This window comes from Bradyrhizobium sp. CCBAU 25360, assembly GCF_028128695.1.
In the GTDB taxonomy this organism is placed as follows: Bacteria; Pseudomonadota; Alphaproteobacteria; order Rhizobiales; family Xanthobacteraceae; genus Bradyrhizobium; species Bradyrhizobium ottawaense.
The window spans coordinates 97,843-109,728 of sequence record NZ_LBJA01000043.1 but is presented as its reverse complement, the minus strand read 5'-3'; the positions used below and the strand labels follow the sequence as shown (position 1 = coordinate 109,728).

Annotated in this window: 11 protein-coding genes; 4 read left to right on the top strand and 7 right to left on the bottom strand. The window is 64.8% G+C overall.

The window, feature by feature from the left end; all coding sequences use genetic code 11:
* Positions 1–122 precede the first annotated feature (122 nt).
* From XH81_RS27460 to XH81_RS27450, 3 genes are all read left to right on the top strand, one after another.
* Entirely contained in the window at positions 123–1,076 is a 954-nt protein-coding gene (locus XH81_RS27460; protein WP_028143123.1) for a hypothetical protein, read from the top strand.
* A 309-nt stretch (positions 1,077–1,385) separates the two neighbouring features.
* Entirely contained in the window at positions 1,386–2,084 is a 699-nt protein-coding gene (locus tag XH81_RS27455) for a cysteine hydrolase family protein (RefSeq protein ID WP_028143122.1), read from the top strand.
* Positions 2,085–2,094: 10 nt separating this feature from the next.
* On the top strand, positions 2,095–3,762 hold the full coding sequence (locus XH81_RS27450; RefSeq protein ID WP_028143121.1) for a hypothetical protein: 1,668 nt from the start codon (positions 2,095–2,097) through the stop codon (positions 3,760–3,762).
* 52 nt (positions 3,763–3,814) lie between these two features.
* On the opposite strand, the gene soxA is transcribed toward XH81_RS27450, so the two are convergent.
* Genes soxA through XH81_RS27415 form a run of 7 tightly spaced genes read right to left on the bottom strand, consistent with a single transcriptional unit; the run spans position 3,815 to position 9,801 of the window.
* The gene (gene soxA / locus XH81_RS27445; protein ID WP_028143120.1) at positions 3,815–4,594 is read right to left on the bottom strand and encodes a sulfur oxidation c-type cytochrome SoxA; all 780 of its coding nucleotides are present in this window, start codon (positions 4,592–4,594) and stop codon (positions 3,815–3,817) included.
* Complete coding sequence (gene soxZ / locus XH81_RS27440) at positions 4,591–4,908, bottom strand: thiosulfate oxidation carrier complex protein SoxZ (protein WP_028143119.1); 318 nt, start codon at positions 4,906–4,908, stop codon at positions 4,591–4,593. The genes soxA and soxZ overlap by 4 nt, the downstream gene beginning before the upstream one ends.
* Positions 4,908–5,375 (bottom strand): SoxY-related AACIE arm protein, encoded by a 468-nt coding sequence (locus XH81_RS27435; RefSeq protein ID WP_028143118.1) that lies wholly within the window; start codon positions 5,373–5,375, stop codon positions 4,908–4,910. Before XH81_RS27435 ends, soxZ begins: the two co-directional genes overlap by 1 nt.
* An 8-nt stretch (positions 5,376–5,383) precedes the next feature.
* The gene (soxX, locus tag XH81_RS27430) at positions 5,384–5,836 is read right to left on the bottom strand and encodes a sulfur oxidation c-type cytochrome SoxX (protein ID WP_028143117.1); all 453 of its coding nucleotides are present in this window, start codon (positions 5,834–5,836) and stop codon (positions 5,384–5,386) included.
* Positions 5,829–7,100: an NAD(P)/FAD-dependent oxidoreductase gene (locus tag XH81_RS27425; protein ID WP_028143116.1), complete on the bottom strand. Its 1,272-nt coding sequence runs from the start codon at positions 7,098–7,100 to the stop codon at positions 5,829–5,831. Before XH81_RS27425 ends, soxX begins: the two co-directional genes overlap by 8 nt.
* A gap of 52 nt (positions 7,101–7,152) precedes the next feature.
* Entirely contained in the window at positions 7,153–9,339 is a 2,187-nt protein-coding gene (locus XH81_RS27420) for a xanthine dehydrogenase family protein molybdopterin-binding subunit (RefSeq protein ID WP_028143115.1), read from the bottom strand.
* Between the two features lie 12 nt (positions 9,340–9,351).
* Positions 9,352–9,801, bottom strand: coding sequence for a (2Fe-2S)-binding protein (locus tag XH81_RS27415; protein ID WP_028135089.1), 450 nt, complete (start codon positions 9,799–9,801; stop codon positions 9,352–9,354).
* Positions 9,802–10,133: 332 nt separating this feature from the next.
* On the opposite strand from XH81_RS27415, the gene XH81_RS27410 reads away from it, so the two are divergent.
* A complete protein-coding gene (locus XH81_RS27410) occupies positions 10,134–11,750 on the top strand; it encodes a B12-binding domain-containing radical SAM protein (RefSeq protein WP_028143113.1) in 1,617 nt (538 codons plus the stop codon).
* Positions 11,751–11,886 lie beyond the last annotated feature (136 nt).

Below are 11,886 nucleotides of genomic sequence, written 5' to 3'. Positions count from 1 at the left end.
CGCGGGAGATTTGCGGCCTTGCGAAGCGGAAGCTCGCAGTCAAGAGCATGGGCCGGCGAAGTCAATATCGCTGGCCGCATCCGTGGCGCTCCTGCTAGTCATGGCTTCCAGTGGAGAACATCATGGCTGCAAAGGCATTCGACACCGAGATCACAGCGACGGCCGAGGCGCTGATCGGGCCGTGGCGCCAGCCGCGTCAGATGCTGCAAGCGCAAACCTACGACGCGCACGCGTCCATTCACGACGACGCCACCGCGCAGAAGCTCGGCTTCAAGGGCGGTACCATCGAGGGCCCGACGCATTTCAGCCAGTTCGCCCCGCTCGGCGCGCAGCTGTGGGGACGCGTCTGGTTCGAGACCGGCTGCCTGTCCGCGCATTATCGCAGCGTCTGCTATGAGGGTGAGGAGGTGCAAGCTATCCTGTCGAAGCCACTGCCCGGGACGAGCCAGTGCCAGATTCAAATGGTCAAGCGCGATGGCACGGAGGTGCTGCGCGGCACGGCCTCCGTCGGCGAACCGCACGCCGCGACCGCGCTGGAGGCGCGCCTCGCCGAGCTCAAGCCGCTCGCCGATCCCGTCATCCTGCGCGACGTCAAGGTGGCACAGACCGGCAAGCGGCAGACGGTCCGCATGGCGTTTGATCAAACCATGGGCGACCTTTATCCCTTCTCGCTGCGGCAGAAGCTCGCCGTCATCACCGAAAACTCGCCGTACTATTCGGGCGTCGACAACCCCTGGGGCAGACCGATCATCCCGATGGAGATGCTGAGCGTGCTGTTCCAGTATCGCTCGAAGGACGATCCGCTGCCTGCCAAGGGGCCGGCAGTCGGCTTGTTCGCCGACCAGGAGATCAGGCTGGTGAAGGGGCCGCTCTTCGTCGACGAGGACTACGAAGTCGAGCGCGAGATCGTCGCGCTTTCCGGCAGCCGCCGCACCGAAAGCGCCTGGGCCAGGACGCGCGTGTTCGACACGGCGGGCACGATGGTGGCCACCATGCTGCTGAACATGGCGACGATGAAGGACTCCTATGCGCCGTACGAGGAAGAGTATCGGCAGCTGTATGGGGCGGGACGGTAGCGCCACTCCTGTCATTCCGGGGCGCGCGTAGCGCGAGTCCGGAATCCATCTCACCTCGCGTACTGCCGCCCAGTGGATTCCGGGCTCGACGCTTCGCGTCGCCCCGGAATGACGGCGGAGGCCGCCCATCCTCTAGGCAAATGCCCGCCGCGAAGCCGTCGCACAGGGAATATGCAGACGCCGATCGCCGACGTAACCTTCTGACCACACAACGAATTCCCTCGCGTCCGGCGCGCCATCGCAATTGTACACAATGGCACGGCGCTTGCAGAACTCCGGCAAAGAGAGTTCTCGCGAGGGGCGGGCGTCATGCTGGACTCGAGCAAGCCGACATTGGGCGTCATCAACGCAGAGCCTGAGCCGATCAAGCTCGACTGGCCGAGCACCGCGCTTCTCATCATCGACATGCAGCGCGACTTCATGGAGCCCGGCGGCTTTGGCGAGACGCTCGGCAACGACGTCAGCCAGCTCGCGCGCGCGGTGAAGCCGATCGGCGCGGTGCTGACGGCGGCGCGGGACACCGGCATGCTGGTGATCCACACCCGCGAGGGCCATCTGCCCGATCTCTCCGACGCGCCGCCGGCGAAAGTCGAGCGCGGCGCGCCGAGCCTGCGCATCGGCGATCCCGGCCCGATGGGCCGCATCCTCATCCGCGGCGAAGCGGGCCACGACATCATTCCTGAGCTCTACCCGCTCGACAGCGAGATCGTGATCGACAAGCCCGGCAAGGGCGCGTTCTACGCCACCGAGCTTGGCGACGTGCTGGAGAAATACGGCATCGAGAATCTGCTGGTGTGCGGCGTCACCACTGAAGTGTGCGTCAACACCACGGTGCGCGAAGCCAATGACCGCGGCTACCGCTGCGTCGTCATGTCGGACGGCTGCGCGTCCTACTTCCCCGAGTTTCACGAGATGGGCCTGAAGATGATCAAGGCCCAGGGCGGCATCTTCGGCTGGGTCGCAACCTCGGCCGCGGTTCTGGAGGCAATGAAGGTTTCGACCACATAGGGGTATTGTCATGAGCATATTGACGGGGACGGCCGGCAAGTCTGAGTTCAATACGTCTGAGTACAAGCCGGCACTATGGACATCGGGCGACTGGAATGCGTTTTTCGGCTTCGGCACCAACATCCTCGTCAACATGCTGGTGCTCACGGGCCTGTTGCGCTTCGTCCTGAAGATGCCTGATAGTCTGGTGTTCGGCCGCATCCTCCCCGCGCTCGGGCTGATGATGTGCCTCTCGACCTTCTACTACGCCTACCTCGCCTACCGTCTGGCGCAGAAGACCGGCCGTAACGACGTCTGCGCGTTGCCCTCGGGCGTCAGCGTGCCGCACATGTTCATCGTCACCTTCGTGATCATGCTGCCGATCACGCTGAAGACCGGCGATCCGCTCAAGGGCTGGTCCGCCGGCCTCGTCTGGGTATTCTTCCAAAGCTTCATCCTCATGATCGGCGGCTTCATCGCGCCGTTCATCCGCAAGATCACGCCGCGCGCGGCGCTGCTCGGCACGCTCGCCGGCGTCTCCGTGACCTTCATCTCGATGCGCCCGGCGCTGGAGATGTACATGACGCCGCAGATCGGTCTCGTCTGCTTCGCCATCATTTTGGTGAGCTGGTTTGGCGGCGTGAAATATCCGCGCGGTATTCCCGCCGGTCTTGTCGCGATTGCCGTCGGCATGATCATCGCATGGGGCTCGAACCTGTTCGGGCTCGGTCTCGGTGGACTAAGCGTCAAGGGTGTCGGCGATGCCTTTGCCAATTTCGGCTTCTCGGTGCCGCTCCCCGCCGTAGGCTACGTCTTTTCCGGCTTCGAATTCCTTGGCATCATCCTCGTCACCGCCATTCCGTTCGGCATCTACGACCTCGTCGAAGCCATGGACAATGTCGAGAGCGCGGAAGCCGCCGGCGACGAATATCCGACCACGCGGGTGCTCACGGCCGACGGCGTCGTCAGCCTGATCGGTTGCCTGATGGGCAATCCCTTCATCAACGCCGTCTATATCGGCCATCCCGGCTGGAAGGCGATGGGCGGCCGCATCGGTTACTCCGCCGCAACCGGCATCATGGTGATCGTGCTGGCCTGGTTCGGCATCATCTCGGTGCTGCTGGCGCTCGTGCCCGTGGTCGCGATCTCGCCGATCCTGCTCTACATCGGCATGCTCATCGGCGCGCAGGCGTTCCAGACCACGCCGGTCAAGCACGCGCCCGCGATCGTGCTGGCGCTGACGCCGCATCTGGCCGCCTGGGCCAAGCTGCAGATCGACACGATGCTCGGCTCGACCATGAATGCGGCGGCAACCGTCGGCGGCATGGCCGCCGACAAGGCGGACGCGGTGAAGGCTGCCGCGATCGCAGCGTTGCCGCAGCAGGGCGTGTTCTACCACGGGCTCGAAGTCATGGGCGGCGGCTCCATCCTCGGCGGCCTCATCCTGGGCGCGATCGGCGTCTTCATCATCGAGCGCGACTTCGAGAAGGCATCAGGCTTCGCGCTGGTCGGTGCGGTCCTGACCTATTTCGGCTTCATGCATGGCGAGGCCGTCGGCATTGGCGGTGGATTCGGTGTCACGCCCGCTGTCGCGCTGGCCTACGCTGCGATGGCCGCCGGCCTGTTCGCGGCCAGCAAGCTCGGCGCCAGCGAACACTATGCCGCACATCCGGAGATGTCGGCCGCGCCGGCGGAGTAGGTAACGGCGCGGACTTCCGTAAGGCGGCCGGCCTATGCCGGCCGCTTTTGTTTCAGGGCCGCACGGCCGGCGTTTCCATCGGCAAGCCGCGCGCCCGCGACATCAGATAAAGCTCGAGCGCGACCAGCTCGGGCGAGCCGTAATCATAGGCCTGGGCGCGGACGCCGCTCATGCAGCTGCGCAGCCGCCGCTCCAGCGATCCCAGCGTTTGCCATTCGAGGCGGTAGAGCGGATAGCCGGTCGGCTGTCCTTGCGTGATCGGCGCGCCCGCAAGGCGCTTGTCGAAATTGTCGTCGTGGCAATTGGTGCAGGCGAGGTTGAGTTGGCCCTCCCGCTGCATGAAGAGGTCGCGGCCTTGCGCCACGAAGGGCTTTGCTTGCGGATCGTCGCCGGCGGTGATCGCGACACCGCGCGATTGATGGGCAACGAAGGCGGACAGCGCCAGGAGGTCGCGGCTCTCGTAAGGCAGTGGCGACGCCTGCTGATGATTGGCGCGGCAGAGATTGATGCGCTGGTCGAGCGTGACGGGGCGACTGAGCGTCTTGTCGATGGCCGGATAGCGCGCAGCGACGCCCTTCATGCTGCTGTGCGCATCGCCATGGCAATCCGCGCAGGCTTTCTCCGCGCTGCCGGACTTCTTCGTCCAGAGCTGTTCGCCGTCGAGCACGAATAGCATGCCAGGATTGGAGGTGTCGTCATCCTGCATGGAGCGCGTGTCCGGGCCCATGAACGAGTAGCCGGACCGGCGCACATCGGGCGGGATTTCACCGGCGAGCAGGGCAGGGGCTGCGGCGAACAAGGCCGCTGCTGCTATCGCGTGCCAAACGCTCATTCGACGGTGATCGATGCCGACGCGGTTGACGCATAGCCGTTGTCGCCGATCCATTCAAACTCGAACTTGCCGCTTTCCCTGGCGACCGTGAAGAACGACAGATAAGGATTGGCCGCGATCGCCGGAAACAGATCGGCGCGAAAGATCTCGGCGCCGTTGTAACGGCAGGTGAAGCTCGTGATGATGTCGCGCGGCACCAGCTTGCCGTCCACGGTGTGGCGGAAGCCCGTCTCCATGATGTGCGAGGTCAGCGTGCGGATCTCGATGACGTCGCCGCGCTTGGCCTTCGCGGGAACGTTGATGAGCGCGGCCATCAGTTCATCTCCTCGGTGCAGGCGGCCAGCGTCACGACCACGTCGACGGCGACCTGCCAGAACGTGTCGTCGGACAGGCGCGCGATCGCAACCACCTTCTGGGTGTCTGCGAGGCGGATGCGGGTCGCGACCTGGGCGCGGCCGCAGGAGGGGCCGAGATAGAAATTGCCGATGTTCGGCTGCGGGTTCTTCTCGTTGAAGATGTGGATGCTCTTGACGTGGTCGTCAGCGGTCATCGGGCTTGCAACGCTCACCATCATCGGCACGGTGTTGCCGTTCTCGACCAGCGGCGGAATGTCGAGCTTCACCCTGCCGGTGCGAATCGGCGCTTCGCCGACGACGTTGCGGATCGCGGTATTGAGCATCGCTGGGGTCGCGTGAAGCGGACGCAGGGTGACGATCGGGATCGTGCCGGCGGCAGTGACGCCTCCGGCGAGGCTCAAGAATTGTCGTCGCGTGGTTGGCATGAACAGTCCTAGTCGCGAAGCGTTGCAAGAAAAGCCACGATGTCCTCGATCTCCGCCGCCGACAATATCGGCTTGCCGGTGAAGTTGCGCCCGACCCGCACGAAGCCGTCAATGCGATAATAGGACGGCATGATGGTCTCCGGGTTGAAGCGGGCCGCATCGACCAGCCGAAGCCGCAACTGGCTCACCGACCAGCGGTTCCCGGCGCCTGTGAGGTCAGGTGCGAGATCGCCCTGGAACCGCGTTTCCGGGAAGGGACCGGAATGGCAGAGGATGCAGGTCGTGGTGCGCGCCAGCACCAGCGCGCGGCCGCGCACGGCATCGCCTGGCGTGCCCGTGAGCGATTCCACTATGCCGTCGCCGGCTACCTTGTAGGAGGCGAGTTCGTCCGCGCGCGCAACGCTGACGAAGGCGAGACTGGCGGCGATCAGCGCCACGCCATGGAAGGAGGATTTAGCCAAAGGTGTCCGCCGTGATGGTTTGAAACCAGCGCTCGGCTTCGGTCGCCTCGCGGGCGCGCAATTCGCGCGGGGCATCGACCGGGCTCGTCGCGCCGCCTTCGACCTCGGCGAAGATGTCGCCTTTCGGCTGGTAGTTGCCGGCGAGGGAGAAGCCGTAACCGGGTGCCACGGTATTGTAGCAGACGCCTGTCAGCCGCGGCATTTCCGGCGCGCGGCCCGCGAGCAAAGGGACGATGGCAGCGGCGCAAGCCTTGCCTTGCCCGCTTGCGGCCGAGGCCGATTTGGGAATGCCGCCGCCGAGACAGGCGTCGCCGATGACGTGGATGTTCTTGACGAGCTTCGACTCGAAGGTCACGGGGTCGATCGGGCACCAGCCGGTCGCATCCGTAGCGCCCGCGATCGCGGCAATACGACCCGCGCGCTGCGGCGGGATGACGTTGGCGACATCGGGCGTGTAGTTGCCGAACTCCGTGATGATGGTTCTGGTTGCAGGATCGACCGAGGTCACGCGGCCGCCTTGCGACAGCGCGACGCGCTCGATCATGTCGCCGTAGAGCTCCTTCCACGCCTTCTCGAACAGCCGCTGCTGGGAGAAACCGTCCTTGGCGTCGAGCACCAGCACTTTTGAGCGTGGCTTGTTCGTCTTCAGATAATGCGCGATCAGGCTGGCACGCTCGTAAGGTGCGGGCGGGCAGCGCGAGGGATTGGCCGGGATTGCAATGGCGACCGTGCCGCCGTCAGCCATTGCCTCCAGCTGCCTGCGCAGCAACAGCGTTTGCGCGCCGGCCTTCCAGGCGTGCGGCATCTTCTCCGATGCGGCGTCGTCATAGCCGGGCAGAGCTTCAAAGTGGAAGTCGATGCCGGGCGAGAGCACGAGGCGGTCATAGGCAAACGTGGCGCCATCGGCGGCCGTCACGCTGCGCTTTTGCGCGTCGACGGCCGTCGCGGCCTGAGCGGCGACGGTGATGCCCTCGGCGGCGAGCCTGTCATAGCCGAACTGCTGCGCGTCGATCTCGCGCAGGCCGGCGATCACCTCGTTGCTGAAGGGGCACGACGTGAAGGTCTTGTTCGGCTCGATCAGCGTCACCTGCAAGCCCGCCTGCGCGCGCTTGAGCGCCCGCGCGCAGGCCGCGCCGCCAAAACCGCCGCCGATCACGACGATGCGGCCTGCCGATTGCGCGCGCAGGATGGAGGGGACGGCGAACGATGTAGCCGCGGCGGTGATGCCGAGAACGGCATTCCGCCGTGTCACCGGCGCATTCATGAATTTTGTCCGCAAAATGCCGCGGCGGTCGATAGGGCCGCCGCGGCTGCTCTTAGGCGAAGGTGATATTCTGGTCCCGCAGCGGCACCGAGCGGATGCGCTTGCCGGTCGCGGCGAAGTACGCATTGAGCACCGCCGGCGCGGCGACGCCGATGGTCGGCTCGCCGACACCGCCCCAGAACCCGCCGCTCGGCACCATCACCGATTCCACCTTCGGCATCTCGTTGATGCGCATCGAATTATAGGTGTCGAAGTTGGTTTGCTCGATCTTGCCGTCCTTGACGGTGCAGCCGCCGTAGAACAGCGCGGAGAGGCCATAGACGAAGGAGCCCGCGATCTGCCGCTCGACCTGCGCCGGATTGACAACGTAGCCGGGGTCGGTGGAGGCGACGATGCGATGCACCTTGATCTTGCTGCCGTCGGTCACCGAGATCTCTGCGGCGCCGGCGACATAGCTGCCATAGCCCATGACCTGGGCGATGCCGCGATAAACGCCCTGCGGCGCGGGTGTGGTCCAGCCGATCTTCTCGGCGACCGCATTGAGCACCGCCAGATGCTTGGGATGGTTGCCCATCAGCTTGCGGCGGAATTCGAGCGGGTCCTGGCCTGCGGCCTGGGCCAGCTCGTCCATGAAGCATTCCATATAGATCGCGTTGTGATTGACGTTGACGCCGCGCCAGAACCCCGGCGGGACGTGCGGATTGCGCATCGCGTGCTCGACCAGCAGGTTCGGCACCGAATAGCCGAACGCGGCTTCGCCGGATTGGGCGACGCCCTGGAAGGCGGCCGGATCCATGCCGTTCTGCAGCGCTTCGGGGCGCAGCGAGAACAGGATCGATTGCCCGGACAGGCGGTAGTGCAGCGCGACCAGATTGTTATCGGCGTCGAACGCGCCGGTCATCTTGCACTGGGTGATCGGGTGATACCGGCCGTGCGCCATGTCCTCTTCGCGCGACCACAACAGCTTGACCGGCGTGCCCGGCATCTCTTTGGCGATCATCACGGCCTGGCGGACATAGTCGGTCTGGCCGCGCCGGCCGAAACCGCCTCCTAACATCACCTTGTGCACGTCGCACTTGTCGGCCGGCAGGCCGGAAGCCTCCAGCACCGCTGCGAACGCCGCCTCGCCATTCTGCGTGCCGCACCAGACCTCGCATTTGTCCGCCGTGTAGAGCGCGGTGGCGTTCATCGGCTCCATCGTGGCGTGGTTCTGGTAGGGATAGGAGTAGACGGCCTCGACCTTCTTTGCCGCACTCGCAATCGCCGCCTTGGCGTCGCCGTTCTTGTTGCCGACATAGGCCGGCTGGTCGTTGTTGAGGCCTTCGGCCAGCCACTTCGCAATCGACTCGCTGGAGACTTTTGCGTTGTCGCCCTCGTCCCAGACGATCGGCAACGCCTCCAGCGCGGTCTTGGCGTGCCACCAGGTGTCGGCAACGACCGCGACCGCGGTATCGCCGACCTTGACGACTTTCTTGACGCCTTTCATGCTGGCGATCTTGGCTTCGTCAAAGCTCTTCAGCTTGCCGCCGAACACGGGGCAATCCTTGATCGCGGCATTCAGCATGCCCGGCAGCTTGATGTCGGCGCCGTAGATCATGGCGCCGGTGGTCTTGTCGACGGTGTCGAGCCGCTTCACGCCCTTGCCGATCAGCTTCCAGTCCTTCGGATCCTTCAGCTTGACGTCCGCCGGCGGCGTCAGCTTGGCGGCGGCTTCGGCTACCTTGCCGTAGGTCGTGGTCTTGCCCGATGGCGTATGGGTGATGACGCTGTTCGCGGCCGCGCATTCGGAGGCCGGCACCTTCCATGCGTCGGCGGCGGCCTGGATCAGCATCACGCGCGCGGTGGCGCCGCCCTTGCGGACATAGTCCTGCGAGGAGCGGATGCCGCGGCTGCCGCCGGTCGAGAAATCGCCCCAGACACGCTTGCGGGCAACGCTCTGGCCGGGTGTCGGATATTCGGTCGTGACCTTGGTCCAGTCGCATTCGAGTTCCTCGGCGACGAGCTGGGCGAGACCGGTGAGCGAGCCCTGGCCCATCTCGGAGCGGGCGATGCGGATCACGACGGTGTCGTCGGGCCTGACCACGACCCAGGCGCCGATCTCGGGCGAGCCGTCGGCCGCACGGACCACGGCGGGCCCGCCGAAGGGGAGGTCGAGGCCGATGGCAAGGCCGGCGCCGAGCGTGGCGCTGCCGATGACGAAGGCGCGGCGGTTGAGCCGCGGCGAGATATGCTTATTCATGTGGGGATTTCCTTACGCGCTTGCGATCGTGTGGATCGCTTCGCGCACCTGCTGGAAGGTGCCGCAGCGGCAGATATTGGTGATTGCCTCGTCGATATCGGCGTCGGTGGGCTTCGGCTTCTCGTTCAGCAGCGCCGCCACCGCCATGATCATGCCGCTCTGGCAATAGCCGCATTGCGGCACGTCCTGGGCGATCCAGGCCTCCTGTACCTTGTGCAGCGTATCCCCGGAGGCGAGCCCCTCGATGGTGGTGATCTTCTTGCCCTCGGCTTCGCTGACCGAGACGCCGCAGGAGCGGGTGGCGACGCCTTCGATGTGCACGGTACAGGCGCCGCATTGTGCAATGCCGCAACCATATTTGGTGCCCGTCAGGCCGGCATTCTCGCGAATCGCCCAGAGCAGCGGCGTATCCGGCTCGACGTCGAGTGTGAAGGTTTTTCCGTTGATTGTTAGGTTTGCCATCGCAGTCCCCTGATTGGCCCAATCCACCGATTGAACTCAGGGGCGCAATGTGTCCGGCAAACTGGAACTGTTCAAATCAACAGTCCGAGGGGTGAAATGCGAAGAATTACGCCTCCGAGGGAAGATTGTGGGGAGGGTGGTGTTTTGTCTCGCCCTCCATCATGGTTGATTCGGTCGACCTTCCGCGGGCGCCAATCCATGGGTCTGAGGCGACGCCCGGCTGTGAAGGCCGGTTCCATGGCCGGTCGAGGCCACGGCGACAGTTTGTCCCTTTTGCCGGGGTGCAAGACGCAGGCGCTTTGGTACACTGCGCCGACGCCAGAAGGAGTTCCATGAACGTGCCGAGTCCCAACGTACTGATGCTGTACCCGCTGTTCTCGGCAGAGTCCTTCTGGACCTTTGGCGAATCCTGCAAGGTATTGGGCGTAAAGCGCCCGGCCGCTCCTTTGGGCCTGATCACCGTTGCCGCAATGCTGCCCGAAAGCTGGACGGTCCGGCTGATCGATTGCAACACGGCGTCCTTCAACGACGAGGATCTCGCCTGGGCCGACGTCGTCTTCACCGGCGGGATGATGCCGCAGCAGGCCGACACGCTGCGTCTGATCGAGCTCTGCCGCGCGGCCGGCAAGCCGGTGGTCGTGGGCGGTCCCGATCCGACTTCAAGCCCCCACATCTATGAGCGGGCCGACTTCCGGGTGCTCGGCGAGGCCGAGAGCGTCATCGACGAATTCATTGCGGCCTGGGAGGGTGGCGCGCGGAGCGGCGTCTTCACCGCACCGAAATTCCAGGCGGACGTGACCAAGACGCCGGTGCCGCGTTTCGACTTGCTCAAGTTCGAGGACTATCTCTATCTCGGGGTGCAATATTCGCGCGGCTGTCCCTTCACCTGCGAGTTCTGCGACATCATCGAGCTCTATGGCCGCGTGCCGCGGACCAAGACGATCGAGCAGATGTTCGTCGAGCTCGAGAGGCTCTATCAGATGGGTTACCGCGGCCATCTCGACTTCGTCGACGACAATTTCATCGGCAACAAGAAGTCGCTGCGGCAGTTCCTGCCGAAACTCGCAGAATGGCAGCGTACCCACGGCTATCCTTTCGAATTGTCCACCGAGGCCTCGGTCAATCTCGCCGACGATCCCGAACTGCTGGACCTGATGGGGGCGGCCAATTTCTTCGCCATCTTCGTCGGCATCGAAAGTCCGGATCCGGCGACGCTGGTCGCGATGCGGAAGAAGCAGAACACGCGGCGCAACATCGCCGAGAGCATCCACAAGATCTACGCCGCCGGCATGCTCGTCACCGCGGGCTTCATCGTCGGCTTCGACAACGAGAAGGTCTCCATGGCGGACGCCATGATCGACTTCATCGAGGAAGCGGCGATTCCCGTCAGCATGGTCGGACTGCTCTATGCCTTGCCGAACACGCAACTGACGCGCCGCCTGGAGCGCGAAGGCCGGCTCCACGCGGGCCACGATGTGGCGCCGACCATCGGCGCCGATCAGTGCACGGCCGGGATCAATTTCGATCCGGTGCGCCCGCTGCGCGACATCCTGACGGACTACAAGCGCGTGCTGGAGCACGTCTACAGCCCGGCCGCCTATGCGGGACGGGTCGATCGCTTGATGACGCTGCTCGACCGTTCGCGGCAGCGCCACGAACTCGCGGAAGGGGATATCCGCGCCAAGCTCGGTGCGATGGAGACCGTGCATCGTGTCGTCTCCGCGCTTCCCGAAGCGCGCGGGCCGCTGTGGCAGACGTTCATGAACTGCGCCAAGCGCGACACGTCATCGGCGCGCATTGCGGTCCAGATGATCGCCGCCTATGCCCATCTCGGACCGTTCTCGCGCAAGGTCATCGCCGCCATCGATGAGCGGCTGGCGGCGCTGGACGAACAGATTCCGAGTCCAGCCGTGGCTGCAGGCGCGATCGAGGCTCGACATCTGGCCTGACATCCGGAGAGTCGATGGAACCGTCGACCCTTTGATGCTCTGCCCGGCGTGCCGTCCGGGGCGCAAACTGGCTGTCATGTGTGAGATCCCGGCTTGACAGCATGACAACCTCAAGCTGATCGTCATCAGGTCGACA

Coding starts and splice junctions, on each gene's coding strand:
- XH81_RS27450 (WP_028143121.1), top strand. CDS start 2,095: ATGAGCATATTGACGGGGACGGCCGGCAAGTCTGAGTTCAATACGTCT.
- XH81_RS27455 (WP_028143122.1), top strand. CDS start 1,386: ATGCTGGACTCGAGCAAGCCGACATTGGGCGTCATCAACGCAGAGCCT.
- XH81_RS27410 (WP_028143113.1), top strand. CDS start 10,134: ATGAACGTGCCGAGTCCCAACGTACTGATGCTGTACCCGCTGTTCTCG.
- XH81_RS27435 (WP_028143118.1), bottom strand. CDS start 5,375: ATGCCAACCACGCGACGACAATTCTTGAGCCTCGCCGGAGGCGTCACT.
- XH81_RS27425 (WP_028143116.1), bottom strand. CDS start 7,100: ATGAATGCGCCGGTGACACGGCGGAATGCCGTTCTCGGCATCACCGCC.
- soxA (WP_028143120.1), bottom strand. CDS start 4,594: ATGAGCGTTTGGCACGCGATAGCAGCAGCGGCCTTGTTCGCCGCAGCC.
- XH81_RS27415 (WP_028135089.1), bottom strand. CDS start 9,801: ATGGCAAACCTAACAATCAACGGAAAAACCTTCACACTCGACGTCGAG.
- XH81_RS27460 (WP_028143123.1), top strand. CDS start 123: ATGGCTGCAAAGGCATTCGACACCGAGATCACAGCGACGGCCGAGGCG.
- soxZ (WP_028143119.1), bottom strand. CDS start 4,908: ATGGCCGCGCTCATCAACGTTCCCGCGAAGGCCAAGCGCGGCGACGTC.
- XH81_RS27420 (WP_028143115.1), bottom strand. CDS start 9,339: ATGAATAAGCATATCTCGCCGCGGCTCAACCGCCGCGCCTTCGTCATC.